Annotated in this window: 20 protein-coding genes; 5 read left to right on the plus strand and 15 right to left on the minus strand. The window is 72.6% G+C overall.

The genetic code is table 11. From position 1 onward, the window contains the following. Positions 1-76 precede the first annotated feature (76 nt). From ACN6LM_RS21475 to ACN6LM_RS21510, 8 genes are all read right to left on the minus strand, one after another. The gene (locus ACN6LM_RS21475; protein ID WP_445066991.1) at positions 77-3,793 is read right to left on the minus strand and encodes a ThuA domain-containing protein; all 3,717 of its coding nucleotides are present in this window, start codon (positions 3,791-3,793) and stop codon (positions 77-79) included. Between the two features lie 325 nt (positions 3,794-4,118). After that, positions 4,119-5,123, minus strand: a complete 1,005-nt coding sequence (locus ACN6LM_RS21480) for a sugar phosphate isomerase/epimerase family protein (protein ID WP_445066992.1) — start codon at positions 5,121-5,123, stop codon at positions 4,119-4,121. Between the two features lie 13 nt (positions 5,124-5,136). Beyond that, the gene (locus ACN6LM_RS21485) at positions 5,137-6,345 is read right to left on the minus strand and encodes a Gfo/Idh/MocA family protein (RefSeq protein WP_445066993.1); all 1,209 of its coding nucleotides are present in this window, start codon (positions 6,343-6,345) and stop codon (positions 5,137-5,139) included. 50 nt (positions 6,346-6,395) lie between these two features. After that, complete coding sequence (locus tag ACN6LM_RS21490; protein WP_445066994.1) at positions 6,396-7,436, minus strand: substrate-binding domain-containing protein; 1,041 nt, start codon at positions 7,434-7,436, stop codon at positions 6,396-6,398. A 62-nt stretch (positions 7,437-7,498) separates the two neighbouring features. Beyond that, positions 7,499-8,533 (minus strand): ABC transporter permease, encoded by a 1,035-nt coding sequence (locus ACN6LM_RS21495; RefSeq protein ID WP_445066995.1) that lies wholly within the window; start codon positions 8,531-8,533, stop codon positions 7,499-7,501. Next, positions 8,530-10,056, minus strand: a complete 1,527-nt coding sequence (locus ACN6LM_RS21500; protein WP_445066996.1) for a sugar ABC transporter ATP-binding protein — start codon at positions 10,054-10,056, stop codon at positions 8,530-8,532. Before ACN6LM_RS21500 ends, ACN6LM_RS21495 begins: the two co-directional genes overlap by 4 nt. Before the next feature lie 68 nt (positions 10,057-10,124). Continuing rightward, the gene (locus ACN6LM_RS21505; protein WP_445066997.1) at positions 10,125-11,306 is read right to left on the minus strand and encodes an ROK family protein; all 1,182 of its coding nucleotides are present in this window, start codon (positions 11,304-11,306) and stop codon (positions 10,125-10,127) included. Between the two features lie 139 nt (positions 11,307-11,445). Continuing rightward, positions 11,446-12,396 carry a beta-ketoacyl-ACP synthase III gene (locus ACN6LM_RS21510; RefSeq protein WP_445066998.1) on the minus strand — a complete coding sequence of 317 codons (951 nt, stop codon included), beginning with the start codon at positions 12,394-12,396 and terminating at the stop codon, positions 11,446-11,448. Positions 12,397-12,644: 248 nt separating this feature from the next. Between ACN6LM_RS21510 and fdhD the strand changes: the two genes are divergently transcribed. Next, positions 12,645-13,499 carry a formate dehydrogenase accessory sulfurtransferase FdhD gene (fdhD, locus tag ACN6LM_RS21515; RefSeq protein ID WP_445066999.1) on the plus strand — a complete coding sequence of 285 codons (855 nt, stop codon included), beginning with the start codon at positions 12,645-12,647 and terminating at the stop codon, positions 13,497-13,499. Here fdhD and ACN6LM_RS21520 read toward each other — a convergent pair. Further along, entirely contained in the window at positions 13,478-14,548 is a 1,071-nt protein-coding gene (locus ACN6LM_RS21520) for a bile acid:sodium symporter family protein (RefSeq protein ID WP_445067030.1), read from the minus strand. The genes fdhD and ACN6LM_RS21520 overlap by 22 nt on opposite strands. 460 nt (positions 14,549-15,008) lie before the next feature. On the opposite strand from ACN6LM_RS21520, the gene ACN6LM_RS21525 reads away from it, so the two are divergent. Together ACN6LM_RS21525 and ACN6LM_RS21530 are read left to right on the plus strand one after the other, a co-directional pair. Continuing rightward, positions 15,009-16,808 carry an AMP-dependent synthetase/ligase gene (locus ACN6LM_RS21525; protein ID WP_445067000.1) on the plus strand — a complete coding sequence of 600 codons (1,800 nt, stop codon included), beginning with the start codon at positions 15,009-15,011 and terminating at the stop codon, positions 16,806-16,808. Positions 16,809-16,899: 91 nt separating this feature from the next. Next, positions 16,900-17,736: an aldo/keto reductase gene (locus ACN6LM_RS21530; protein ID WP_445067001.1), complete on the plus strand. Its 837-nt coding sequence runs from the start codon at positions 16,900-16,902 to the stop codon at positions 17,734-17,736. A gap of 77 nt (positions 17,737-17,813) precedes the next feature. On the opposite strand, the gene ACN6LM_RS21535 is transcribed toward ACN6LM_RS21530, so the two are convergent. Together ACN6LM_RS21535 and ACN6LM_RS21540 are read right to left on the minus strand one after the other, a co-directional pair. After that, positions 17,814-18,749, minus strand: a complete 936-nt coding sequence (locus ACN6LM_RS21535; RefSeq protein ID WP_445067002.1) for a class I SAM-dependent methyltransferase — start codon at positions 18,747-18,749, stop codon at positions 17,814-17,816. Positions 18,750-18,827: 78 nt separating this feature from the next. Beyond that, the gene (locus ACN6LM_RS21540; protein WP_445067003.1) at positions 18,828-19,568 is read right to left on the minus strand and encodes a class I SAM-dependent methyltransferase; all 741 of its coding nucleotides are present in this window, start codon (positions 19,566-19,568) and stop codon (positions 18,828-18,830) included. A 102-nt stretch (positions 19,569-19,670) separates the two neighbouring features. Here ACN6LM_RS21540 and ACN6LM_RS21545 point away from each other — a divergent pair, with 102 nt between their 5' ends. Then, positions 19,671-20,633, plus strand: coding sequence for a LysR family transcriptional regulator (locus ACN6LM_RS21545; RefSeq protein ID WP_445067004.1), 963 nt, complete (start codon positions 19,671-19,673; stop codon positions 20,631-20,633). Positions 20,634-20,648: 15 nt separating this feature from the next. Here ACN6LM_RS21545 and ACN6LM_RS21550 read toward each other — a convergent pair whose 3' ends face one another. Next, positions 20,649-20,954 carry a 4a-hydroxytetrahydrobiopterin dehydratase gene (locus ACN6LM_RS21550; protein WP_445067005.1) on the minus strand — a complete coding sequence of 102 codons (306 nt, stop codon included), beginning with the start codon at positions 20,952-20,954 and terminating at the stop codon, positions 20,649-20,651. A gap of 63 nt (positions 20,955-21,017) precedes the next feature. Here ACN6LM_RS21550 and ACN6LM_RS21555 point away from each other — a divergent pair, with 63 nt between their 5' ends. Continuing rightward, positions 21,018-21,827: a helix-turn-helix domain-containing protein gene (locus ACN6LM_RS21555; RefSeq protein WP_445067006.1), complete on the plus strand. Its 810-nt coding sequence runs from the start codon at positions 21,018-21,020 to the stop codon at positions 21,825-21,827. 51 nt (positions 21,828-21,878) lie between these two features. Here the strand turns inward: ACN6LM_RS21555 and secD are convergent, their stop codons facing one another. The 3 genes from secD to ACN6LM_RS21570 are packed head-to-tail and all read right to left on the minus strand — an operon-like array spanning position 21,879 to position 25,629. Next, a complete protein-coding gene (gene secD, locus ACN6LM_RS21560) occupies positions 21,879-24,170 on the minus strand; it encodes a protein translocase subunit SecD (protein WP_445067007.1) in 2,292 nt (763 codons plus the stop codon). 44 nt (positions 24,171-24,214) lie between these two features. Next, positions 24,215-24,820 (minus strand): hypothetical protein, encoded by a 606-nt coding sequence (locus ACN6LM_RS21565; protein ID WP_445067008.1) that lies wholly within the window; start codon positions 24,818-24,820, stop codon positions 24,215-24,217. Continuing rightward, positions 24,817-25,629 (minus strand): rod shape-determining protein, encoded by an 813-nt coding sequence (locus ACN6LM_RS21570; RefSeq protein WP_445067009.1) that lies wholly within the window; start codon positions 25,627-25,629, stop codon positions 24,817-24,819. Before ACN6LM_RS21570 ends, ACN6LM_RS21565 begins: the two co-directional genes overlap by 4 nt. Positions 25,630-25,752 lie beyond the last annotated feature (123 nt).

Raw genomic sequence — 25,752 nt, forward strand, 5'->3', positions numbered from 1 at the left:
CCCTCCCCCCCCCCCCCCCCCCCCCCCCCCCCCCCCCCCCCCCCCCCCCCCCCCCCCCCCGGTGGGGGGGAGCTGCCTACGCCGGGGGCAGTTCCTTCAGCTGGATGTTGCGGAAGGACACCTGGTCGTCGGCCCCGTGGTTCTGAAGGCCGATGTAGCCGTCCTTGAGGCTGCGGACCGGGTCGGTGTTGGTGAAGTCGTTGATCTTCACACCGTTGAGGAAGATCTGGAGCCGTTCACCCCGCACCTTGATCTCGTAGCTGTTCCACTGCCCCGGCGGGCGCAGCACCTGGTCGCGGGCCTTGGTGTTGGCCGCCTTGAAGGTGTAGACGGAACCGGTGGTGCGGTCGACGGCGTCGGAGGCGTCGATCTGGACCTCGTAGCCGTTGTTCACCGCGGACCAGGGGTCGTCGGACTCCGGGAAGCCGACGAAGACGCCGGAGTTGTCGTCGCCCGCCAGCTTCCAGTCGAGCTTCAGGGAGTAGGACGTCAGCTCCTTCGCCTGGTAGGTCAGCAGGCCCATGCCGCCCTCGGAGCGCAGTTCGCCGTCGACCACGTCGAACTTCCCGGGACCTGCCTGCTTCCAGCCTTCGAGCGTCTTGCCGTTGAAGATCGGCCGGTAGCCGGTGCTCGGCCTGCAGTCGCCCCTGACCTGGCCGGCGGCGTAGCGCATCCCGCCCAGGAGGAGCTTCCGGAAGTCCGTGTCGGCGTACGACTCCTTGGTGTGACCGAGGCCGGTGTAGAAGGAGCGGCCTCCCTCGTACGTCTGGCACCAGGTGATCGGGTGGTCACCCTTCATGGTGCCGCCGGTGTAGGTGGTCTCGTCGAGCGTGGCGAGGACCTTGACCTTGTCGCGCGGGTCGGTGCGGTAGTTGTACAGCTCGTCGGTCCGCTGCCATTCGTCGCCCAGGTGGGCGGTGGCCGGGTGCTTGTGGTCCTCGACGCGGACGGTGACGGGCTGGATGGCGGGGTGGCCGGAGAAGTAGGCGCCGACGAGTCCGCCGTAGAACGACCAGTCGTACTCGGTGTCGGCGGCGGCGTGGACGCCCAGGTAGCCGCCGCCGGTCCTGATGTAGTTCTCGAAGGCCTTCTGCTGGTCGGCGTTGAGGACGTCACCGGTGGTGGACATGAAGACGACGGCGTCGTAGCGGGCCAGGTTGGCGGTGGTGAACTGGCGTGCCTCCTCGGTGGCGTCGACCGTGATGTTGCTGTCCTTGCCGAGTTCCTTCAGCGCGGCGATTCCTTCGGGGATCGCGTCGTGGCGGAAGCCGGCGGTCTTGGAGAAGACCAGGACGCGCTTGGCGGTCCTGTCGGGCGGGGTGTTGGAGAGCTCGAAGTCGTCGACGTCGTAGAGCGCGCCTTCGCCGCCCTTGAACACCAGGAAGAGTTCGGTGGCCTTCTTCGGGACGCCGCGCAGCGGGACGTCGATGTCCTGGAAGGTCTCCCAGCCGCCGGTCACCGGCACCGGTGCGGAGCCGAGGATCGTACCGGTGGGCGAGCCGGTGCGCACTTCGAGGAAGCCGCCCGCGCCGCCGGAGGAGATCCGGGCGGTGAGCTTGGTGGAGTCGCCGAGGATGTACGGCTTGAAGGAGATCCAGTCGTCGTTCTCGATGTCGCCGACGGTCTTGCCGCCTTCGGCGTTCGCCTTGTCGTAGGTCTTGACGCCGGACGAGTGGGTGAAGTGCTCGGCCTGGCGGTGGCGCGGCTGGAGCTGCGCCTGGTCGTGGCCGGTCAGTGCGGCCTGGCCGCCGCCTCCGCCGTCGGTGTACGAGGCGTCGATGACGCCGAAGATGTTGGCGTTGGGGTCGTGCCCGCCGTCCATCTCGGTCTTGATGGTGCCGGTGCAGCCGTGCTCCGAGGTGATGGGGTGGCCGTGGCTGTCGTGGCCGAGGACGAAGCGGACCTCGACCTTGGAGCAGTCGATCGTGCCGTCCTCGGGATCGGTGACGGTCACCTTGAAGGGAATGGTGTCACCGAAGGTGAACAGTTGTCCGTCGCCCGGGAGTTCCAGCTTCACCGAGGGTGCCGTGTTGCCGACGGTCACATGCACACTGGCCGATCCGGTGCGGCCCGTGGGGTCCTTCGCGGTGACGGTGGCGGTGTAGGTGCCGTTCTTCTTGTACGTGTACGTGGGGTTCGCGGCCGTGGACGTTCCTCCGTCGCCGAAGTCCCAGGCGTACGTGAGGGCGTCGCCGTCGTCGTCGGTGGTGCCGGCGGAGGAGAACCGCACCTTCAGGGGCGCGGTGCCCGAGGTCCTGTCGGACGTGGCCTCGGCGATCGGGGAGCGTCCTCCGGTGGCGTTCTCGATGCGGTAGAGCGCGGAGTTCTCGTCGCCGCCGAACCAGGAGAGGCCGTAGTCCAGGACGTACAGCGCCCCGTCGGGCCCGAAGGCCATGTCCATGATCTGGGTGCCGGACCAGGGGACGTCGTTGATGGACTCGACCTTGCCGTCGGCGTCCTGCTCGATCCGCTTGATCCACCGGCGGCCGAACTCACCGGCGAAGAAGTCCCCGTCGTACGCCTCGGGGAACTTCACGGGCGAGTCGAGGTCCGGGTCGTAGTGGTAGACCGGTCCGCCCATCGGGGACTCCGAGCCGGAACCGAACTCCGGGACGGACCCGCCGTCGTACGGGATCCAGGCGGCCTGGGCCGGGGGCAGGTCGACCAGGCCGGTGTTGTGCGGCGAGGTGTTCTTCGGGGCGGCGCAGTCGAAGGCCGCGCCGGAGGTCCTGGTGGCGAAGTCGTAGTTCATGTAAGGGTCGTTCGCCCCGGTGCAGTAGGGCCAGCCGAAGTTGCCGGCCTTCGTGACCCGGGCGAACTCGACCTGCCCCGCCGGCCCCCGCTTGGGGTCGGCCGCGCCGGCGTCCGGCCCGTAGTCGCCCACGTAGACGATGCCGGTGGCCTTGTCGACGGAGAAGCGGAACGGGTTGCGGAAGCCCATCGCGTAGATCTCGGGACGAGTCTTGTCCGTCCCCGGCGCGAAGAGGTTGCCGTCCGGGATGGTGTACGAGCCGTCGTCCGCGACCTTGATGCGCAGGATCTTGCCGCGCAGGTCGTTGCTGTTGCCCGCGGAGCGGCGGGCGTCGAACGCCGGGTTGCGGTCCGGGCGTTCGTCGATGGGCGTGAAGCCGTCGGACGCGAAGGGGTTGGTGTCGTCGCCGGTCGACAGGTACAGGTTGCCGTCGGCGTCGAAGTCGATGTCCCCGCCGACGTGACAGCACATACCGCGGGACGTCTTGACGTCGAGGACCTTCTTCTCACTGCCGAGATCCAGCGTGCCGTCCTCGTTGAGGACGAAGCGGGAGAGCCGGTTGACGCCGTCGAAGGGGGCGAAGTCGGCGGCGGTGCCGGTCTCGGGCGCGTCGCCCGCCGGGGTGTCCAGCGGAGGTGCGTAGTAGAGGTAGATCGCCCGGTTCTCGCTGAACCGCGGGTCGACGCCTATGCCCTGGAGGCCTTCCTCGTCGTGCGAGTAGACCGGGATGACGCCGGCGACCTTGGTGTTGCCCGCACTGTCGGTGATGCGCAGCTCGCCGCTGCGCGAGGTGTGCAGCACGCTGCGGTCGGGGAGCACGGCCAGCGACATGGGCTCACCGGTCTCGGCGGCCCCCTTGGCGAGGGTGACCTGCTGGAAGTCCTCGGCGGCCGGCGCGGGCGCGGGCTCCTCGTGGGCGGCGGCGGTACCCGAGGCGGCGCTCAGGCCGAGGGTGGCGGCGGCCAGCAGACCGCCGGTGAACAGAGCGAGGGATTCCTGGATGCGGAGCCTGGTGCGGCTGCCGCTGCGGGGTGTGTGCACGTGTCCTCCGGAGGTTGCCGGTTGTGCGGGCGGTGATGCCGTGCCGTTCGCGCGGGGACTGCCGCGCAGGTCAGCCGGGCCCGTGCGACGCCGGTGACAGGGAAATGACGCTGGTCTATGTCAGGGACATGCCAGAACGGTAGGCCCCTTCGTCCGGGACGGAAAGCCCTTGTCGGCAGAGTTGCCGGACTTTTTCCCGGGTCAGGACAAAGCGGGATGAGGGCAAGGCGGAGCAGCCCGGCGGCGCACGGGCGACCGCCGGGCACGGGTCGAGCCCCTCAGTGCCCGAGAAGCGGGACTGGGGGGACCAGCGCCCCGAAGGGGGTCAGTCGCTCCCCCCGAACGCCGCGTCGAAGGACGCGCTCGGCGGGTCGAAGTCGTACCGCTTCAGGGACGCCAGCGCCTCCGGGGCGCCCGCGAGGCGGTCCATGCCGGCGTCCTCCCACTCCACCGATACGGGACCCGCGTAGCCGATGGACCGCAGCATCCGGAAGACGTCCTCCCAGGGCACGTCGCCGTGGCCGGCCGAGACGAAGTCCCAGCCCCTGCGCGGGTCGCCCCAGGGCATATGGGAGCCGAGGCGGCCGTTGCGGCCGTCCAGGCGCTTGCGGGCCTCCTTGCAGTCCACGTGGTAGATCCGGTCCCGGAAGTCGTACAGGAAGCCGACCGGGTCCAGGTCCTGCCAGACGAAGTGGCTCGGGTCGAAGTTCAGGCCGAAGGCAGGGCGGTGGTCCACCGCCTCCAGCGCGCGGTGGGTGGTCCAGTAGTCGTAGGCGATCTCGCTGGGGTGCACCTCGTGGGCGAAGCGCACGCCCTCCGCGTCGAAGACGTCCAGGATCGGGTTCCAGCGCTCCGCGAAGTCCTCGTAGCCGCGCTCGATCATGTGCGGCGGGACCGGCGGGAACATCGCGACCAGGTGCCAGATCGAGGACCCGGTGAAGCCGATGACGGTGTCCACGCCGAAGGCGGCGGCCGCCCGCGCGGTGTTCTTGATCTCCTCGGCGGCACGCCGGCGCACCCCCTCCGGCTCGCCGTCACCCCAGATGCGGCCGGGCAGGATGCCCTGGTGGCGTTCGTCGATGGGGTTGTCGCAGACGGCCTGGCCCACCAGGTGGTTGGAGACCGCCCAGCACTTCAGGCCGTACTTGTCGAGGAGTTGGCGGCGGCCGTCCAGGTACGCCGGGTCGGCGAGGGCCTTGTCCACCTCGAAGTGGTCTCCCCAGCAGGCGAGTTCGAGTCCGTCGTACCCGAAGTCGCGGGCGTACCGGCAGACCTCCTCCAGCGGGAGGTCGGCCCACTGGCCGGTGAAGAGGGTGAAGGGGCGCGGCATGGGACGGGACCTCCTAGAGGATTACGGGGGTGAGGGCGGAGTTCTTCGCGGCGCTCTCCTCCACCGCGGCCAGCACCCGCTGCACCTGGAGGCCGTCCGCGAACGTCGGCACATCCGGGGCGCCTCCGGCGATGGCGCACACCACGTCCCGGGCCTGGTGGACGAAGGTGTGCTCGTAGCCGAGGGGGTGGCCCGGCGGCCACCACGCCTCCAGGTACGGGTGCTCGGGCTCGGTGACGAGGACGCGCCGGAACCCGGCCGTGGCGGCGGGTTCGGTGTGGTCGTGGAAGGACAGTTCGTTGAGGCGTTCCAGGTCGAAGGCGAGCGAGCCGCGCTCCCCGTTGATCTCCAGGCGCAGGGCGTTCTTGCGGCCGGCCGCCATCCGGGTCACCTCGAAGGACGCCAGGGCCCCGGAGGTGAACCGGCCGGTGAAGACGGCGGCGTCGTCCACGGTGACCGGACCGGTGCCCCCGGCCGCCGCCCCGCCGCCGAGTTTCCCGGACGGTCCGGCCGGCCGGGGGCGTTCGCGTACGAAGGTCTCGGTCAGCGCCGACACCGCGGCCAGCGGCACCCCCGCGAGGTACTGCGCGAGGTCCACCACGTGGGCCCCGAGGTCGCCGAGCGCGCCGGAACCCGCGCGGTCCTTGTCGAGGCGCCAGGTCAGCGGGGACGCGGGGTCGGTCAGCCAGTCCTGGAGGTAGACGGCGCGCACGTGGCGCAGGCTGCCGAGGCGGCCCTCCGCGATGAGCCGGCGGGCGTGGGCGAGGGCGGGCACCCGTCGGTAGTTGAAGCCGACGAAGGCGGACCGGCCCCGGGCGGCGGCGCGCTCGGCCGCCGCCGCCATGGCCTCCGCCTCGGCGACGGTGTTGGCGAGCGGCTTCTCGCAGAGGACGTGCTTGCCGGCCTCCAGGGCGGCGACGGCGATCTCCGCGTGGCTGTCGCCGGGTGTGCAGATGTCGACCAGGTGCACGTCGTCGCGTGCGATCAGGGCGCGCCAGTCGGTCTCGGCGGCGGCCCAGCCGTGCCGGGCGGCCGCCGCCTCGACCGCGGCGCGGTCGCGTCCGCAGACCGCGGCGAGCACCGGTCGCGCCGGCAGGTCGAAGACGTGTCCGGCGGTGCGCCAGCCCTGTGAATGGGCGGCTCCCATGAACGCGTATCCGACCATGCCGATCCCGAGCGTCGGCGGCGCTGCCGTCTCCTGCGTCTGATCCCTCTGGGCCATCCGGGGCTTCCTCCTCGTCGGTGGTGCGGCACGTTCGGTCGCGGGGCGGGTCAGTTGAAGCCCGTCGGCAGGTACTGGTCGACGTTGTCCTTGGTGACGACGGCGGAGTAGAGGGTGAGGTTGGTGGGGATCTCCAGCTCGGCGAGGCCGGACACGCCCTTGGACTGGCCGAGGGCGCGGGCCAGGTCGATGGCGGAGGCGGCCATGGTCGGCGGGTAGAGGACGGTGGCCTTCAGGACGCTGTTGTCGGCCTTGATGGCGTCCATCGCGGACTTGGCGCCGGCGCCGCCGACCATCAGGAACTCGTCGCGCCCCGCCTGCTTGATCGCGCTCAGGGCGCCCACGCCCTGGTCGTCGTCGTGGTTCCACAGGGCGTCGAACTTCCTCTGCGCCTGCAGGAGCTGCGCCATCTTCGCCTGGCCCGACTCCACGGTGAACTCGGCCGCCTGACGGGCCACCAGCTCGATGTTGGAGTAGTTCTTCAGCGCGTCGGCGAAGCCCTTGCTGCGCTGCTTGGTGAGCTCCAGGTTGTCGATCCCGGCCAGCTCGACGACCTTGGCGTTCTTCTTGTCCTTGAGCTGTTCGCCGATGTACGTGCCGGCGTTGAGGCCCATGCCGTAGTTGTCGCCGCCGACCCAGCAGCGGTACGCCTGCGGCGAGGCGAAGATGCGGTCCAGGTTGATGACGGGGATGCCCGCGCGCATGGCCTCCAGGCCGACCTGGGTGAGGGCCTTGCCGTCGGCGGGCAGGACGACCAGGACGTCGACCTTCTTGTTGATGAGGGTCTTGACCTGGCCGATCTGGGCGGCGGTGTCGTTGGACCCCTCGGTGGTCTCCAGGGTGACCTCGGAGTACTTCTTCGCCCGGGACCTGGCCTGCTCGTTGATGGCGTTGAGCCAGCCGTGGTCGGCCTGGGGTCCGGCGAAGCCGATGGTGACGGGCTTGCCCGGCTTGTCGTCGGCGGCGGGCGCCCCGCTCTGCGCGGGTGCGTCCTTCTCCTTGGGGTCGTTGCTGGTGCAGGCGGTGAGGAGGGCGCCGGCGGAGACGGCTGCGGTGCCGAACAGGAGCCCTCTGCGACTGGTTTGCGGCATGGCTGTGGAACCCTTCATCCGGTGGGTGGGTGTGCGGGAGGGGGGTGGACGGGCCGGGCGGTTCAGGTCTCGGTGCGGGCGGTGCGGCTCTGGACGAGGACGGCGGCGACGATGATCGCGCCCTTGGCGATCTGCTGGACGTCGCTCTGCAGGTTGTTGAGCGCGAAGATGTTGGTGATCGTGGTGAAGATCAGGACGCCGAGCACGGAGCCGGTGATGGTGCCGCGTCCGCCGCTGAGGAGGGTGCCGCCGATGATCGCGGCGGCGATGGCGTCGAGTTCGTAGAGGTTGCCCGCGGTGTTCTGGCCGGAGCCGGACAGGATGATCAGCATGAACGCGGCGATACCGCAGCACAGTCCGGACAGCAGGTAGAGGTAGAGCCGCTGCCTGCGGACGTCGATGCCGGCGAGCCGGGCCGCTTCCGCGTTGCCGCCGATGGCGACGGTGCGGCGGCCGAAGGTCGTACGGTTCAGCAGCAGCCAGCCGGCGGCGGTGACCGCGGCGAAGATCAGGACGAGCGGCGGGATGCCGAGGACGAAGGAGTCCGGGAGCCCCAGGTCCAGCACCGCGTCGACGGTGACGATCTGGGTCTTGCCGTCGGTGATCATGAGGGCGACGCCGCGCGCCGAGGCGAGCATCGCCAGCGTCGCGATGAACGGCACCACCCTCCCGTACGCGATGAGCATCCCGTTGACCAGCCCTGCGCCGAGGCCGACGAGGACGGCGGTGAACAGGATGCCCGCGAGCCCGTACTCCTGGGTGGCTAGGGTGCTCGCCCAGACGGAGGCCAGGGCGACCATGGCGCCGACCGAGAGGTCGATGCCGCCCGAGGTGATGACGAAGGTCACGCCGACGGTGACGACACCGATCACCGACGCCTGGGTCAGGACGAGTTGGAGGTTTCCGGTGTCCAGGAAGGCGTCGGGCTCGGTGAATCCGCCGACGGCCACCAGCACGGCGAGGATGCCGAGCAGGGACAGGGTGTGCAGGTCCAGGCGCAGCCCCAGGGCGCGCGGGGGTCCGTACTTCTTCAGGGCCACGGGGGCGGGGCCCTCGTCCGGCCCGCTCTGCCGTGCCGTGGGAACGGGGTGGGTCATGACGTCGGGCTCCCTTCCATCACGAGGTCGAGTACGCGGTGCTCGTCCAGGTCCGTGGCGTCGGCGGTGTGCACGACGCGTCCCTCGCGCAGGACGAGCACCCGGTCGGCGAGGCCCAGGACTTCGGGCACTTCGCTGGAGACGAGCAGCACGGCCAGCCCTTCGTCGGCCAGCCGGCGGATCACGGCGTAGAGCTCGGCGCGGGCGCCGACGTCGACGCCGCGGGTCGGTTCGTCCAGCAGCAGCACCCGGCAGCCGCGCAGCAGCCAGCGGGCCAGGACCGCCTTCTGCTGGTTGCCGCCGGAGAGGTTGCGGACGGGGGTGTCCGGGTTGTCGGGGTGCAGCGACAGGGTCCGGGTGGCCTCGCTCGCCGCCCGGCGCTCCGCGATGCGGTCCAGCCAGCCGGTCCTGGAGTAGCGGGACATGGTGGAGAGCGAGACGTTGCGGGTGACGGATTCGAGCATCAGCAGGGCCTGGGCCTTGCGCTCCTCGGGGGCGAGGCCGATGCCGGCGGCGACGGCGGAGCGCACGCTCCCGGGCCGCAGCTCCTTTCCGTCGACGGTGACCCGGCCCGCGGTGGCCCGGCGGGCGCCGTAGACCGTCTCCAGGATCTCGGAGCGCCCGGAGCCGACGAGTCCGGCGAGGCCGACGATCTCCCCGGGCCGGACCTCCAGGTCGACCGGGGCGAACTCGCCGTCCCTGACGAGCCCTTCGACGGTGAGTACGGGGGCGGCTCCGGCGCGGCCGGGGGGCGGCGGGGTGCGGGGCGGGAAGACGTACTCCACCTTGCGGCCCGTCATCAGGGCCACGATGTCGTGCGTCGGGGTGGTCTCGGCGGCCAGGCCGGAGGCGACGGCCCGGCCGTCCTTGAGCACCGTCACCCGGTCGCCGATGCGGCGGATCTCCTCCAGGCGGTGCGAGATGTAGACGACGGCGACGCCCTCGGCGGTGAGCGAGGCGATGATCCGGAAGAGGTTGCCGACCTCGTCGGGGTCGAGCGCGGCGGACGGCTCGTCCATCACGATGAGCCGTACGTCGTGCGAGAGCGCCCGGGCCATGGACACGATCTGCTGCTGGGCGGCGGAGAGTTCGCCGACCGGGCGGGCCGGGTCGATCTCCGGGTGGCCGAGCCGGGCCAGCAGGGCGGCGGCCTCGGCGCGGGCGCGGCGGGAGCGGACGACGAAGCCGGCGCTGGTGAACTCGTGGCCCAGGAAGACGTTCTCGGCGACCGACAGGCCCCGGACCAGGTCGAGTTCCTGGTAGATCGTGGCGATGCCGAGGCGCATCGCGGCCATGGGCGACTTGAGTTCGGCGGGCTCACCGCGCCAGGTGATCTCGCCCTCGTCGGGCTGGTGGGCGCCGGCCAGGACCTTGATGAGGGTGGACTTGCCGGCCCCGTTCTGGCCGAGGAGGCAGTGCACTTCGCCGGCCTGGACCTCCAGGTCGACGCCGTCGAGGGCGCGGACACCGGGGAAGGACTTGGTGATGCCGGACATGGTGAGCAGCGGTGGTTGCGGAGCCATGACGAATCCCCTCGGCGGACGAGGTGTGGGTGTGTGGGGCTGCCCGCCGTTCGGGCGGGCCGGGCGGGTCAGACGGGTGAGAAGAGGTGGTCGCTGATGAGCCGGGCCGCGCCGGTGACTCCGGCGGCGGGTCCCAGCTCGCCCAGGACGATCGGCAGGTTGCCGGTGGCCAGCGGCAGGGAGCGCCGGTAGACCTGGGCCCGGACGGCGGCCAGCAGGGTGTGGCCGAGTCCGGTCACCCCGCCGCCGATCACCACCAGGGCGGGGTTGAAGAAGCTGACGAGGCCCGCGATGACCTGGCCGACGCGGTTGCCGCCCTCGCGGATCAGGACGAGCGAGGTGGCGTCCCCTGCGGCCGCCGCGGCTGCCACGTCCGCGGCGGTGAGCCGGCCGGACGCGTCGAGCCGGGCCGCGAGCTCCTCGGACCGTCCGGCGCGGGCCGCGTCCTCGGCGTCGCGGGCCAGGGCGGCGCCGCTGAAGTGGGCTTCCAGGCAGCCCCGGTTGCCGCAGGCGCAGAGCCGGCCCCCGGGTTCGACCTGGATGTGGCCGATGTCGCCGGCGCTGCCCGTCGCGCCCCGGTGGACGGTGCCGCCGACGACGATGCCGCAGCCGATGCCCGTACCGATCTTGACGCAGAGGAAGTCGCCCACGGAACGGGCCACGCCCGCCTGCTGCTCCCCCAGGGCCATCAGGTTCACGTCGTTATCGACCATGACCGGGCAGCCCAGCTCCTGGCTGAGTGCCTCGCGGACCGGGAAGCCGTCCCAGCCGGGCATGATCGGGGGCGCGACGGGGACGCCCTCGGGGAAGCGGACCGGTCCGGGGACACCGATGCCGGCGCCGTCGAAGCTGTCGGCGAGCCCGGAGTTCCGGAGCTTCGCCGCCATGGACAGCACCTGTTCGAAGACCGCGACGGGCCCTTCGCGTACGTCCATGGGGTGGTTGAGGTGGCCCAGGACCTCCAGCTCCGCGTTGGTGACCGCCACGTCGATGGAGGTGGCGCCGATGTCGACGCCGAGGAAGCGCAGGTGCGGGGCGAGCCGGATGTTGTGCGACCGGCGTCCGCCCCGGGACGCGGCGAGCCCGTCGGCGACGACGAGTCCGGTCTCCAGTAGCCGGTCGACCTCGACGGCCAGTTTGGACCGCGAGAGGTCGACCTGATCGCCCAGCTTCGCCCGGGAGTTGGGCCCACCGTCGCGCAACAGCCGGAGCAGTCGCGCCTGGTGGGCGTTCGCGGGTCGTGCCGTCATACGTCTCACGCGCCCCTCCCGCCTCGTCGGCCTGTCCGTCGGGCTTGGGAGGGGAACGTAGCAGCGGTTGCCGGGACTGGGAAGAAGTCGCGCGTGAATCCGGCGAACTTTCTCCACTCCGAGGACAAAGCCCCCCGGCTCACGGGCAGCTGATCACCTGTCCCGCGTAGCTGAGGTTGCCGCCGAAGCCGAAGAGGAGGACCGGCGCACCGCTGGGGACCTCGCCCCGTTCGACCAGCTTGGACAGGGCCATCGGGATGGAGGCGGCGGAGGTGTTGCCGGAGTCGATCACGTCGCGCGCGACGACGGCGTTGACCGCGCCGATCTTGCGGGCGACGGGCTCGATGATCCGCAGGTTGGCCTGGTGCAGGACGACCGCGGCCAGGTCCTCCGGGGTGAGGCCCGCCTTCTCGCACACCTTGCGGGCGATGGGGGGCAGCTGGGTGGTGGCCCAGCGGTAGACGGACTGGCCCTCCTGCGCGAAGCGCGGCGGCGTCCCCTCGATGCGGACCGCGTCCCCCATGCCGGGGACCGACCCCCACAGCACCGGCCCGATGCCGGGGCGCCCGCTCTCCGCCGGGTCGGCGACGACGACGGCCGCACCGGCGCCGTCCCCCATCAGTACGCAGCTGGAACGATCCGTCCAGTCGACGATGTCGCCCATCTTGTCGGCGCCGATGACCAGGGCACGGGTGGCGGCGCCGGCCCGCAGCGCGTGGTCGGCGGTGGCGAGGGCGTGGGTGAAGCCGGAGCACACCACGTTGATGTCCATGACCGCGGGCGCCTCCATGCCAAGGCGGGCGGCGACCCGGGCCGACATGCTCGGCGAACGGTCGATGGCGGTGGAGGTGGCGACCAGCACCAGGTCGATGTCGGACGGCTGGAGACCGGCCGCGGCGAGGGCCTTGGCGGCGGCGTGCGCGGCCAGCTCGTCCACCGGCTCGTCGGGGCCGCCGATGTGGCGGGTCCTGATGCCGACGCGGCTGGTGATCCACTCGTCACTGGTGTCGACCATGGCCGCCAGGTCGTGGTTGGTGAGCACCTTGGCGGGCTGGTAGTGGCCGAGCGCCACGACACGTGTGCCGGTCATAAACAAAGGTCCCCTCGCTCCATCTGTCAGGAACCAACCAGTCTTGGTCGCTACCGCCCGGTACGGGGGCAGGTGATCCCACAGGAATACCGGCCTGGGCTTGGAGGGCTCGACACCAGGCCGCCGGTGGCCCGGGTCCGGTCCCTCCGGTTGCGGGGCCGCGCGGGCGGTGCAGGAGAATGGCAGCGTCGGGTCGCACCGCCGGTGCGTCCCACTCCCTCACACACAGGAAATCGGGTCCAACGGTCATGGGACGGGTCACCGAGCGCCGCCGCACCATCCGCATCCGGGACGGGGCCGTCTCCACCCGCCCCGACACCCTCGTCGCCGAGGAGCCCCTGGAGATCCGGCTGAACGGGAAGCCGCTCGCCATCACCATGCGCACCCCGGGCGACGACTTCGCGCTGGCGGCGGGCTTCCTGGTCAGCGAAGGTGTGATCGGCGACCAAGCCGATGTGCGGTCGATCGTGTACTGCGCGGGCGCGACCGCCGACGGGGTCAACACGTACAACGTGGTGGACGTCGGGCTCGCGCCGGGCGTCGAGGTCCCCGACATCACGCTGGAGCGCAACGTCTACACCACGTCGTCCTGCGGGCTGTGCGGCAAGGCCAGCCTGGACGCCGTCCGCACCACGATTCGGCATCCCGTCGCCGACACTCCCCCGCTGGTGGTGGAGCCCGCGCTGCTGGCCGGACTCCCGGACCGGCTGCGGGCGGCCCAGCGGGTCTTCGACCGGACCGGGGGGCTCCACGCGGCGGCGCTGTTCTCGGAGACCGGGGAGCTGATGGACGTACGGGAGGACGTCGGGCGGCACAACGCGGTCGACAAGCTGGTGGGCCGGGCGCTGACGGACGGGCGGCTGCCGCTGTCCCGGTCGGTCCTGCTGGTGTCGGGACGGGCCTCGTTCGAGCTGGCGCAGAAGGCGGTGATGGCCGGCATACCGGTGCTGGCGGCCGTCTCTGCGCCCTCGTCCCTCGCCGTCGACCTGGCGGCCGAGACCGGCCTGACCCTGGTCGGCTTCCTGCGGGGGCCCTCGATGAACGTGTACGCGGGCGAGCACCGCATCGCGCTGGACGCGGTTCAGGGCGTGTTCCGAAAGTAGCGCCGTCCGGCAGGCGGGACGTTCGCAACACGTCCCTGAGCCACCGGTACCGCCGCCTCGGGCGACACGGCGTCCTGGCCGTCGCGGGCGCGCCGCTTGGCGATCACCGCGCAGACCATCAGCTGCATCTGGTGGAAGAGCATCAGCGGCAGCACCGCCAGGCTCGCCTGCGCGCCGAAGAGGACGCTGGCCATGGGCAGCCCGGAGGCCAGACTCTTCTTGGACCCGGCGAACTGGATCGCGATGCGGTCCGCCCTGCCGAAGCCGAGGCGCTTCGCGCCGTACCAGCTCACCGCGAGCATCAGCGCGAGCAGGACCGCCTCGGCGGCGAGGAGCGCGCCGAGCCGGGCCGGGGTCACCTGGTGCCAGATGCCGGCGACCATGCCCTCGCTGAACGCGGTGTAGACGACGAGCAGGATCGAGCCCCGGTCGACCAGGCCGAGGACCTTGCGGTGGCGGGCGACGAAGCCACCGATACGGCGGCGCAGCAGCTGGCCCGCCGCGAACGGCAGCAGCAGCTGGACGCCGATCTTCAGCAGGGCGTCACCGGAGAACCCGCCCCCGCTGCCGCCGAGCAGCGCGGCGGCGAGGAGCGGGGTGAGGAAGATCCCGGCGATCGAGGAGAAGGAGCCCGCGCAGATCGCGGCGGGCACGTTGCCCCGGGCGATCGAGGTGAAGGCGATCGAGGACTGGATGGTCGAGGGGACGAGGCACAGGAAGAGGAAGCCGCTCTGCAGCTGCGGCGTCAGAACGTACGGCACGAGGCCCGCGCTCGCCAGGCCCAGGAGCGGGAAGACGACGAAGGTGCAGGCCAGCACCGTGAGGTGGAGCCGCCAGTGGCGCAGCCCGTCCAGCGCCTCGGCCGTGGACAGGCGCGCCCCGTACAGGAAGAAGAGGAGCGCGACCGCGCCCGTGGAGGCCCCGCCGGCCACCTCGGCGGCCGGGCCCGAGGCCGGCAGCAGCGCCGCGAGGACGACGGTGCCGATCAGCGCCGCTATGTAGGGGTCGACCGGCAGCCGGGACGGCGGCTGCGGGATGCGGCGGCTCAGGTGTTTCACGTGTTCTTCCGTTCGGGTCGTGTCGTGCCCGGACCCATCCTGCGCGCGGGGGGCCGCGATCGGGAAATGCGGGCGTCGGGCTGTTACCGCCGTCACGATCGGTGTGAGCAGGCATGACGGGGTGCGGGGCCGGGGAGAATGCAGGGGACGCGACGGCCCGCCGGGCGGGCCGATCGCACCGGACCGGCCATAACGGGACACAGCCACCCACACCAGCAGTGATCGCGGCGTACAGATTCGGTGGAGATTCCCGCGCGAGCCGCTTACCCCGCGGTCCCAAGCGCGCCCGAGCCTTGCCCATCTGGCCGGATTTCGGCTGCTGACCTGTGCATATACCAAGTGGTACGGGCCGCTCCGGACCCTCCCGCGCCGACGCCCGGTGGGGTAGCGTCGCGGCGCTGTGCGGAGCACCACAAGGAGCAGGTCATTGCGCGAGTTCACTGTCCCCCCCATGGCGGCCTCGCCCCTCGTGGGCGGCCTCGCCGACGTCGTGTTCGACCATGCGGACGAGGAGCCGCACCGGATCGCTCTCGGCCGGAAAGACGCGGACGGGAACTGGCAGGACGTGACGTCCGCCGCGTTCCGCGACGAGGTGCTGGCGCTGGCCAAGGGGCTGATCGCGCACGGGGTGCGGTTCGGCGACCGGGTCGCCCTGATGTCGCGTACGCGCTACGAGTGGACCCTGTTCGACTTCGCGCTGTGGGCGGTGGGCGCCCAGTCGGTGCCGGTCTACCCGACGTCCTCCGCCGAGCAGGTGCTGTGGATGCTGCACGACGCCGAGGTGTCGGCGGTGATGGTGGAGCACGAGGACCACGCGATGACGGTGGCCTCGGTCATCGACCGGCTGCCCCAGCTGAAGCGGCTGTGGCAGCTGGACGCGGGCGCGGTGGCGGAACTGGTGGAGGCGGGCGCGCACGTCGAGGACGAGGTGGTGCACCGGCACCGGCGGGCGGTGACCCCGGAGTCGGTGGCGACCGTCATCTACACCTCGGGCACCACGGGCCGCCCCAAGGGCTGCGTCCTCACGCACGCCAACTTCATGTTCGAGGCGGACACCATGGCCGCGCGCTGGGAGCCGGTCTTCCATTCCAGACCGGGCGACGAGGCGGTGACGCTGCTCTTCCTGCCGCTGGCGCACGTCTTCGGGCGGATGGTGGAGGTCACCGCGATCCGGGGCCGGGTCAAGCTGGGGCACCAGCCGGAGCTGTCCGCGAAGGCCCTGATGCCGGACCTGGTGTCCTTCCGGCCGACCTTCATCCTGGCGGTGCCGTACATCTTCGAGAAGGTCTTCAACGCGTCCCGGCGCAAGGCGGAGGCGGAGGGCAGGGCGGGGCCATTCGACAAGGCCGTCGACATCGCGGTGAAGTACGCGGAGGCGATGGAGGCCCGGGCCTTCGGCACCGGCCCCGGCCCCTCGGCGGGGCTGCGGATGCAGCACCAGTTCTTCGACAAGGTCGTGTACAAGAAGGTCCGCGAGGCGATGGGCGGCCGCATCCGGCACGCCATGTCGGGCGGCTCGGGCATGGAGCGCCGGCTCGGGCTGTTCTTCGCGGGCGCCGGGGTGACGGTGTACGAGGGGTACGGGCTGACCGAGACGACGGCGGCGGCCACCGCCAATCCGCCGGAACGCACCCGGTACGGCACGGTCGGGCAGCCGATCCCCGGCAGCACGGTGCACATCGCCGAGGACGGGGAGGTGTGGGTGCACGGGAGCCATGTCTTCGGCGGGTACCTCGGCGACCCGAAGGCGACCGACGCGGTGCTCAACGACGGCTGGCTGGCCACCGGGGACCTGGGAGCGCTGGACGAGGACGGCTACCTGACGATCACCGGCCGGAAGAAGGAGATCCTGGTGACGTCCGGCGGCAAGAGCGTGTCGCCGGCCGCCCTGGAGGAGCGGGTGCGGGCGCATCCGCTGGTGGCGCAGTGCATCGTCGTCGGCAACGACCGGCCCTATGTGGCGGCGCTGGTCACCGTCGACCAGGAGGCCGTGGAGCACTGGCTGACGATACAGGGGCGGCAGCGGCTGGCCCCGGGCGAGCTGGTCCGCGACCCGGATCTGGAGATGGAGGTGCGCCGGGCGGTGGTGGCGGCGAACACCGCGGTCTCGCAGGCCGAGTCCATCCGTACGTTCCGCATCCTGGCGCACCAGTTCAGCGAGCAGCACGGGCTGCTCACCCCGTCGCTGAAGCTGAAGCGCAAGGCGATCGAGGCGGCGTACGAGTCCGAGGTGGACGCGCTGTACCGCTGAGGGGGAACGGATCGGGGCGGTCGGGAATGCGTGGGCGTCCTTGATCGTTGACCCTGGGAGTCCCACCCCTCAACGTTAGGATCCTCAGCTCGTGAGCCAGGTCCCCTCCCTCACCCTCAACAACGGCGTCGAGATGCCCCAGCTCGGGTTCGGAGTCTGGCAGGTGCCGGACGACGAGGCGGCGAAGGCGGTCGCCACCGCCATCGAGTCCGGGTACCGCAGCATCGACACCGCCGCGATCTACCAGAACGAGGAGGGCACGGGCAAGGCCATCGCCGCCTCCGGTGTCGCCCGCGACGAGCTGTTCGTGACCACCAAGCTGTGGAACAGCGAACAGGGCTACGACTCGACGCTCCGCGCCTTCGACGCCTCCCTGGAGAAGCTGGGCCTCGACTACGTCGACCTGTACCTGATCCACTGGCCGGTGCCGGCCAAGGACGCGTACATCGACACCTACCGGGCGTTCGAGAAGATCTACGCCGACGGCCGCGCGAAGGCCATCGGTGTGTCGAACTTCCTCCCGGAGCACCTGGAGCGACTGCTCGGTGAGACCTCCGTGGTGCCGGTGCTCAACCAGATCGAGCTGCACCCGCAGCTCCAGCAGGCCGAGTCGCGCGCCCTGCACGCCAAGCACGGCATCCTCACCGAGGCGTGGTCGCCGCTCGGCTCCGGCAAGGGCCTCCTGGAGGTCCCGACGGTCCTCGCGGTCGCCCGCAAGCACAACCGCACGCCCGCCCAGGCGGTGCTCCGCTGGCACCTCCAGACGGGCAACGTGGTGATCCCGAAGTCCGTGACGCCGTCGCGGATCGCGGAGAACATCGACGTGTTCGACTTCGAGCTGGACGCCGACGACCTGGCCGCGTTCGCGGCGCTGGACGAGGGCAAGCGGCTCGGCCCGAACCCGGGCGAGTTCAACCTCGGCGCCTGACCGCCACGGCCTCACGGAACCGCCGCCCCGCTCTTTTCCTGAGCCGGGCGGCGGTTCCGCTGGTGTCCGGGGACGGCTCAGGCGTCGCGCCGGCCCAGGTGGAGGGTGCGGGCCAGGAGCAGGAAGACGTCCGGCCGGCGGTGCAGGGACGCCGGGTCCTCCGGATCGAGGAGCCGGTCGAGCACGGCGTTGTCGTCGGCGTCGAGGTGATCGCGCAGTCCGTCGCGGCGGCGGGTGAAGTCCGCGACGACCTGTTCCCGGGCCGCGTCGCCGAGGGGCGCGGGCAGGTCGAGCAGGAAGCTGCGGGTGCCCTGCGGGGCGAGTCCGGCGGCGTCGAACAGGGCCGCCCAGTTCTCGACCTCGCGCCGGGCGTCGGGCAGCTCCGCGCGCATCTCCTGGAAGAGCTCCGCCTCGGCCGCTTCCATGCGTGCCTCGATCCCGGGCCTGCCGAAGCCCAGGTCGCGCGGGAGCTGCCGGGGCTGGAGCCCGCCCTCGACCAGGGCGACGGTGCCGCCGGGGCGCAGCAGCCCGCCGAACCCGGCGAGCACGGCGCGCTGGTCACCCATGTGGTGCAGGGTGTTGCCGGCCCAGATCAGGTCGGCCTCGCCCAGGGCGGAGAGCTCTTCGGGGAGAGTGGCGTGGAGGGTGGTGACGCGGCCGTCCAGCCCGAGCCGCCGCGCCCGGTCCCGGGTGCGGTCGAGGAGGGCGGGGGTGCCGTCGACGGCGACGACCTCGGCGTCCGGGAAGACCTCGGCGAGCAGGCAGGCGACCACTCCGGGGCCGGCTCCGACGTCGAGGACCCGGCGGACCTTCGGGGCGGTGGGCAGGGCGGCGATCCAGCGGGCCGCCTCGGTGTACTGCGCGCTGCTGAGCTCGGCGTTGCGCTCCAGGAGCGGGGCCATGACGTCCCAGTCGGGTTCGGACCCGCCGTGGTGGTGCCCGTGCGCGGCGGGCTCGTGGTGCAGGCTCTGGTGGCCGTCGTGGTGGTGGCCGTGGCCGGAGTGGTTGCTCATGGCACCAGGGTCGGCACGCGCCACCGCTGAGGCAAACATGCTTGCCGTTCCGGCAAGTCGCAGGTGGCGGCGGGCCCGTCACCCGCGCCGGAAGGCCAGCAGCCGGTACTCCGGGTCGGCCCGCTTGCGGTCCTGGTCCGGCAGCGCCGCCAGATCCCGGACGAGTTCGTCGGCGGCGTCTCCCGGCAGGACCAGGCGGGAGGTGTAGTAACCCCGCCGGACCCCGCGTGCCGCGCCCACCGGCGAGCGGCCCTGCCCGTGTCCGGTGAAGAACGCCTCCCCCGCCACGTCGAGGCCGCCCTCCGCCGCATGGGCGACGACCAGGTCCGTCCCGTCGGCCGGGGTCGGCGCCAGCCAGGGGGCGAACACCTCGTCGATGTCGCTGCCCACGTCGTGCGCGGCGTCCTTGTCGACGGTGGTGACGAACACGCCGCCCGGCCGCAGCACCCGCGCGGCCTCCGCCACCACTGCCCGGACCGCGCCCGCTTCGCGCAGCAGATGCAGCAGCCAGACGGCCGTGACCGCGTCCACCGCCGCGTCCGGCAGGGGCAGCCGGCGGGCGTCCGCGAGCACGACGGAGCCGACGCGCTGCCGGGCGACGGCGGCCATGCCGTGGGCGGCGTCGGAGCCGGTCACCCGCAGCCCGGGCCGGCCGGCGGCGATCCGTCCGGTGACCAGGCCCGTACCGCAGCCGATGTCCAGCAGGGAGCGCACCGCCTCCGGCAGCAGGCCGAGCACGGCGGCGGCCGCCGCCTCGGCGCGCGGCAGCCCGCCCCGCGTGTCGTCGTAGACCGTGGCCTCTTGGTTGTAATCCAGCATCGGGAGGCGACTCTAGGCCATGACCGCCGCTCGCGGGCGCGAACCAGAGGTCTGAACCACCGACGTATTGCCGTGCGGCCACGGTGGCCATAACGTGCGGTGATGGAGCTGGAGTTGCGCCATCTGCGAACCGTACGTGCCATCGCCGACACGGGCAGCCTGACCAAGGCCGCCACCGCGCTGGGCCTCGCACAGCCCGCTCTCAGCGCACAGCTGCGGCGGATCGAGAGGGCGCTCGGCGGCCCGCTGTTCGACCGCGACCACACGGGTGCGCGGGCGACCCCGCTGGGCGAACTGGTGCTGGAGCGTGCCCGGATCGTGCTGCCCGCCGTCAGCGAACTCCAGGAGGAGGCGGTCCGGTTCGCCAACGCGACGGGGTCCATGGAGCGGTTCCGGCTGGGCGGCACGCACGGCCCGCTCCTCGGGGGCCTCGTGGACCGGCTGGCCGCCGCGCACCCGGTGGCGCCGGTGTCCACGTACACCTCCTGGTCGGTGGCCGAGATCGCCTCGCAACTGGTGGACGGACGGCTCGACTTCGCGCTGATCGGGACCTGCGGCGAGAGCGCCCCGCCGGAGACGGACCGGCTGGAGTGGCAGGTCGTCGGGGTCGATCCGGTCTTCGTGATGCTGCCCGAGGCCCATCCACTGGCTGCCCGGGGGGAGTTGGAGCTGTCCGAGCTGGCGGGCGAGTGCTGGGCGGATGTGCCGGGCGACGGCTGCTTCGCCGACTGCTTCGTGGCGGCGTGCGCGAGGGCGGGGTTCCGCCCGGTGTCGGTGTACGAGACGGACACCTCGTCCGTCGTGCATCTCGTCCAGGTGGGGCGTGCGGTGGGGCTGTGCCGGGCGACGTTCCCGCCGACGCCGGGGGTGGTGACGCGTCCGGTCGCCGGGGCGCCGCTCAGCTGGCGCCACCTGCTGGGCTGGCACCCGCGCTCGGCCGCCGCGTCGGCGGCGGCCTCAGCGGTGAGCGGACACACCCGGGCGGCGTACGCCCAGGCGGTGGGGCGCAGCGAGAGCTACACGCGCTGGCTCGCCACGCACCCCGGCTTCGGCGCCGCGGCGTGAGGACGGCCCGCCGCCCTACTCCGCCCCGTGGCCCGCTGCCACCGCCGCGATCCGGGCGGCGAGGCCGAGGTCCTTCTCGGTGACCTTGCCGCCCGCGTCGTGCGAGTTCACCCACAGGGCGACGGTGTTGTAGCCGAGCGTCAGGTCGCTGTGGTGGTTCAGCTCGTCCTGGATCGCGGCCACGTGCATCGCGAGGGCGGCGGCGGCGAAGTGCGAGGGCAGCCGGTAGGTGCGGCCGATCCGGTCCCCCTCCAGCGCCCAGCCGGGCAGCTCGCGCAGCCGGTCCTCGATCTCGTCCTGCGGCAGCGGTGCGGCGGGCATGGGACGGCTCCCTCACTGGTGGTCGGTGCCGGTCGGCGGTGCCCGGAACGTTACGGTCTCCGTATGACGACTGTCGCGCTCGACACGGGGGTAGGACCGCTGCTGCGCAGTTGGCGGGAGCGGCGCCGGATCAGTCAGCTGGAGCTCGCGCTGCGGGCCGGTTCGTCGGCCCGGCACATCTCGTTCATCGAAACGGGGCGCTCGCGCCCCAGCGAGGAGATGGTGCTGCGGCTCGCCGAACACCTGGACGTGCCGGTACGGGAACGCAACGCCCTGCTGGTGATGGCGGGTTACGCCCCGCACTACGCGGAGACCGCGCTCGACGACCCGGCGATGGGTGCGCTGCGGGACGGCCTCGACCGGCTGCTGCGGGGCTACGAACCGTATCCGGCGTTCGTCGTGGACGGGACGTACACCGTCGTGGCGGCCAATCAGGGGATGACCCGGCTGCTCGACGGCGTCCCGGAACACCTCCTGGCGCCGCCGCTGAACGCGATGCGGCTCACCCTGCACCCGCAGGGCCTGGCCCCGCGCATCCGGAACCTGCGCGCGTGGCGGGCGGATCTGCTGGCCCAGATGGAGCGCCAGATCGCGCTGGTCCGCTCACCGGAGCTGCGCGAGCTGTACGAGGAGGTCGCGGGGTACCCGCTGCCGGCGGGCCCGGACGGGCACGAGGACTGGCAGCCGCCCTCGTCGTCGGTGCCGTTCGCCCTGCCGCTGGTCATCGAGCACGACGGGCACGTGCTGTCGTTCGTCGCCTCGATCGCCACGTTCAACACGCCGATGGACGTGACGGTGGCGGAGCTGGCCATCGAGACGCTGTTGCCGGCCGACGCGGACACCGCCGCGTATCTGCGCTCGTCGGCGCCCTGAGGGCGGGCCGGGCCCGTGTCCGCCGGCCGGGGCGGCACGGGCCCGTCCGCGCTACACCCGCGCCCCGTTGTCGTGCGGGTCGCGGCGTCCGGCGCCCTGCCGGGCGCGCGGGGCCCGGGTCCGGCCGGGCGGCGGCACCTTGCTGGTGCGTTCCAGCAGCAGCGCGGCCGGTACGGCGGTCATCACCGAGGAGTACGTGCCGACGACGACGCCGATCAGCAGGGCGAGCGCGAAGTCCTCCAGCGAGTCGCCGCCGAGGACGGCGAGGGCGGTGAGGATGAACAGGGCGCCCATCCCGGTGTTCACCGTCCGGGGCACGGTCTGCAGGACCGCCCGGTTCGCCACCTCCGCGAGGGGTTTGCGGCGGGCCTTCGCCCACAGTTCCCGGACCCGGTCGAAGACCACGACGGAGTCGTTGACGGAGTATCCGATGACGGTGAGGAGCGCCGCCAGGAAGATGCCGTCGACGGTGCGTCCCAGCCAGGCGAACACCCCGGTCAGGATGATCACGTCGTGCACGAGCGCCCCGACCGAGGCGACGGCGAACGTCCAGCGGAACCGGACCGCCAGATAGGCCAGCTGCACGAGTACGGCGATGGCCAGGGCGATCAGGGCGTTGCGCCGCAGTTCGTCGCCGAGGCTGGGGCCGATCAGCTCGTCGCGGACCTTGGTGGCCTCGCCGCCCTCGGCGGCCAGGGCGGCCCGCACCGCGTGTTCGCCGTCGTTGTCGAGCTCCCCGGCGCGTACGGAGATGTCGCCCGCACCGGCCGTGGTGACCTCCGCGTCCCCGAACCCGGCGCCCGCGAGGGCGGTGCGGGCGGTCTCGACGTCCACCGGGCGGCTGGTGGAGTACTCGACGAGCCGGCCGCCGGTGAACTCGACGCCGAAGTTCACCCCGCGCACCACGATGCCCGCGACGGCCACCGCGATCAGGACGGCGGAGACCGTCAGCCAGCGGCGCGGGAAGCGCATGAGCTGCGGGTCGCGCCGGGTGAGCCAGGTCCGCACCCGGCCCGGGACCGCGATGCCGTTGACCCCCCGGTAGTCCGCGACGAACCGTGAGCGGGCGGCGATCTCGGTGAGGGCGCGGGCGATGACCAGCGCGGAGAACATCGACGTCAGGACGCCGATGGCGAGCGTGACGCCGAACCCCTTGACCGGTCCGGAGCCGAGGAAGAACAGCAGCCCGGCCGCGATGAGCGTCGTCACGTTGGAGTCGGCGACGGCCGTCCAGGCGCCCTTGAACCCGGCGGCCAGCGAGGCCCGCAGGCTCTTCCCGGGCCGCCCGGCGTACTCCTCCCTGGCCCGCTCGAAGACCAGCACGTTGGCGTCGACGGCCATGCCGATCGCCAGCACGAAACCGGCGAGCCCCGGCAGGGTCAGCGTGACGCCGAGGGCGACGAGGGCCGCGTACGAGATCACTCCGTACGCCGCGAGCGCCACGGCGGCGAGGGCGCCGAAGAGGCGGTAGACGGCGATGACGAAGAGGGCGGTGGCCGCCGCGCCGATCAGGGCGGCCCGCGCGCTGGCGTCGATCGCGGCGGCGCCGAGCGTCGGGCCGACCGTCCGCTGCTCCACGATCTCGACGGGCACGGGCAGCGCGCCGCCCTCGATCAGCAGGGCGAGCTCGCGGGCCTCGTCCGCACTGAACGAGCCGGTGATCCGGGTGGAGCCGGAGGGCAGGCCCGTGCCGCAGGAGACCGTCGGCGAGACCTGCGGCGAGGAGATCACCCTCTTGTCGAGCACGATGGCGACCCGGCGCCGCTCGTCCTGCACCGGGTGGCAGGCCGCCTCGCCGGTCAGCCGGGTCCAGTCCCGGCCGGCGTCCTTGTGGAAGTCGAGCGACACGGTCCAGCCGGCGCCCTGCTGGGCGTCGAAGGACGCGGACGCCTCCTTGACCCCGGCGCCGGAGAGCGCGGCGGGGCCGAGGGCCAGTTCGCGGCCCTGTTCGTCGGGCAGGGCCGGCCCCTTGCCGTCCTCTGCGGTTCCGCCCGGGCCCTGGACGGCGTGGAAGGTGAGCTGGGCGGTCTTGCCGATGACATCGGCGGCCTTGCGCGGGTCCTGGACGTCCGGGAGCTCCACGATGATCCGGTCCTCACCGGACCGGGTGAGGACCGGCTCCGTCACCCCGAGCGAGTCGATGCGCCGGCGCAGCACCTCCAGGGTGCGGTCGGTGCTCTCGCGGTCGGCCTTCGCGGTTTCGGAGTCCTCGGCCTGGAGCACCATGCGGGTGCCGCCCTGGAGATCGAGGCCGAGTCTGGGGGACATGGTGAGCGTGATGAACACGGAGACGAGCAGGACGGCCGCAGCCAGAACCGCCCGCACCGTGGTGGCGCGCGTCATTGCGGGTTTCCTCCGAGGGGGCGCCGGGCACGCCCCCACCCCGGTCAGGACGGCGGGAACGGCACGGCGTTGATGGATCGCGGGACCGCGAAGCGGTCCCCGGGCCGGTGGACACCGGCGCTCGGAGGCCCGCGCACGCCGGGCAGCGCCACGCGCGGGCGCTGGACGGCGGAGGCGGGGGCGGTACGGGCGCACCAGGGGACGGAAAGCGGAATCGGGGCCCGCGCGGCGCACGGGACGAGCCCGCCGGGGCCCGGCGGAGGCAATTGGTGTGCGGTACGGGGGTGCTCGGCGGCGGCCCACGGCGTGGTGTCCTGGCCCCGGTCGACGGTGGCGGGCGGCGGGACGGCCGAAGCGGCTGGGGCGGTCCGGGGCGCGGTGGCCGGGGTGAGCGGGGCGGTCCGGGGCGCCCCGGACGCCTCGGCCGTCCCGGTGGAGCGCTCGGCGGTCGCCTCCCGTACGGGGAGGACGGACGCGGGCGTCGCGGGAAGGGCCGCCGCCGCGTGCACGGGGAGGCCCGCCCCGGCCGCCGCGGGCGCGCCGCCGACGAGGGCGAGCACGGCGAGGAGCAGGGCGACGATGCAGTGCCGCGCGGCGGACGGGCGCCCCGGGGTTGCGTTCCCCGGGGGCGGCCCCGGGAGCGGGGTCACCGGGGGCGGCCGGGCAGGGCGGGCGCGGCGGCCTGGCGGAGGACGGAGCTGAGGACCAGTCCGGCCCCGCGCACGACCGTGGTCGCCGGGTCGTCCGTGCGCCGGACCGGGACGCCGAGGCGGACCGCTATCCGGTTGGTGACGTCCGGGCGCAGCGCACCGCCTCCGGCGAGCAGCGGGCCCCTGCGCAGGGCGCCGAGCAGCGCGCCGTGCGGGTCCTGCCGCCACATGGCCATGACCATGTCCAGGACGGCGCGGACGGCGGCGGTGGGCGGTTCGCCCGGCTCCAGGTCGCTGAGCCCGGTCTCGGCGAGCCGTGCGTCGCGCACCAGGCCGTCCACGAGCAGGGTCGCCTCGGTCAGCTCGGCGCCGATGTCGAGGACGAGGAGCGGGCCGCCGTCCCCCGGCCCGGCGCACGCCGCGGCGGCTCGGGCGCTGTCCAGGACGATGACGTCCGAGGGGCCGAGCGCGCGGAGCAGGTCGCGGGCGGCGGCCCGGTGTCCGGGGCCGGCGAGCACGGGGTGGCTGAGGACGATGACCGCGTCCTCACGGCGCTCCCCCAGGGCCCGGTCGGCGATGCGGGCCAGCATCCGGCCGCACGAGTCGGGGTCCACGATGCGGCCGCGCCGGACGGGACGGCCGGGGCCGTACTCACCGGTGCCGTGGACGGTGTCCGCGAGGACGCCCTGGCCGGGGACCCAGGCGCGGGTGCGGGAGCTGCCGAGATCCAGGGCGAGACCCCGGGTGGCGCCCCGGTAGTGCCGGTGGACGGAGCGGTCGTGCCGCCGTCCGTCGCGCAGAGAACGCATCGCCCCTCACCCCCGGCACGCAGCCGCGGCCGTACACACCCAGTGACCCGCTGATCGCGAGGCATGGCCGAGCCCTCACTATGCAATAGGGAGGCAAAGAAAGCCACTCCCCTGCACAATCGA

This window comes from Streptomyces sp. SAS_281 (genome assembly GCF_052542855.1).

Coding starts and splice junctions, on each gene's coding strand:
- ACN6LM_RS21480 (WP_445066992.1), bottom strand. CDS start 5,123: ATGCCGCGCCCCTTCACCCTCTTCACCGGCCAGTGGGCCGACCTCCCG.
- ACN6LM_RS21485 (WP_445066993.1), bottom strand. CDS start 6,345: ATGGCCCAGAGGGATCAGACGCAGGAGACGGCAGCGCCGCCGACGCTC.
- ACN6LM_RS21490 (WP_445066994.1), bottom strand. CDS start 7,436: ATGCCGCAAACCAGTCGCAGAGGGCTCCTGTTCGGCACCGCAGCCGTC.
- ACN6LM_RS21495 (WP_445066995.1), bottom strand. CDS start 8,533: ATGACCCACCCCGTTCCCACGGCACGGCAGAGCGGGCCGGACGAGGGC.
- ACN6LM_RS21500 (WP_445066996.1), bottom strand. CDS start 10,056: ATGGCTCCGCAACCACCGCTGCTCACCATGTCCGGCATCACCAAGTCC.
- ACN6LM_RS21505 (WP_445066997.1), bottom strand. CDS start 11,306: ATGACGGCACGACCCGCGAACGCCCACCAGGCGCGACTGCTCCGGCTG.
- ACN6LM_RS21510 (WP_445066998.1), bottom strand. CDS start 12,396: ATGACCGGCACACGTGTCGTGGCGCTCGGCCACTACCAGCCCGCCAAG.
- fdhD (WP_445066999.1), top strand. CDS start 12,645: ATGGGACGGGTCACCGAGCGCCGCCGCACCATCCGCATCCGGGACGGG.
- ACN6LM_RS21525 (WP_445067000.1), top strand. CDS start 15,009: ATGGCGGCCTCGCCCCTCGTGGGCGGCCTCGCCGACGTCGTGTTCGAC.
- ACN6LM_RS21535 (WP_445067002.1), bottom strand. CDS start 18,749: ATGAGCAACCACTCCGGCCACGGCCACCACCACGACGGCCACCAGAGC.
- ACN6LM_RS21540 (WP_445067003.1), bottom strand. CDS start 19,568: ATGCTGGATTACAACCAAGAGGCCACGGTCTACGACGACACGCGGGGC.
- ACN6LM_RS21545 (WP_445067004.1), top strand. CDS start 19,671: ATGGAGCTGGAGTTGCGCCATCTGCGAACCGTACGTGCCATCGCCGAC.
- ACN6LM_RS21550 (WP_445067005.1), bottom strand. CDS start 20,954: ATGCCCGCCGCACCGCTGCCGCAGGACGAGATCGAGGACCGGCTGCGC.
- ACN6LM_RS21555 (WP_445067006.1), top strand. CDS start 21,018: ATGACGACTGTCGCGCTCGACACGGGGGTAGGACCGCTGCTGCGCAGT.
- secD (WP_445067007.1), bottom strand. CDS start 24,170: ATGACGCGCGCCACCACGGTGCGGGCGGTTCTGGCTGCGGCCGTCCTG.
- ACN6LM_RS21570 (WP_445067009.1), bottom strand. CDS start 25,629: ATGCGTTCTCTGCGCGACGGACGGCGGCACGACCGCTCCGTCCACCGG.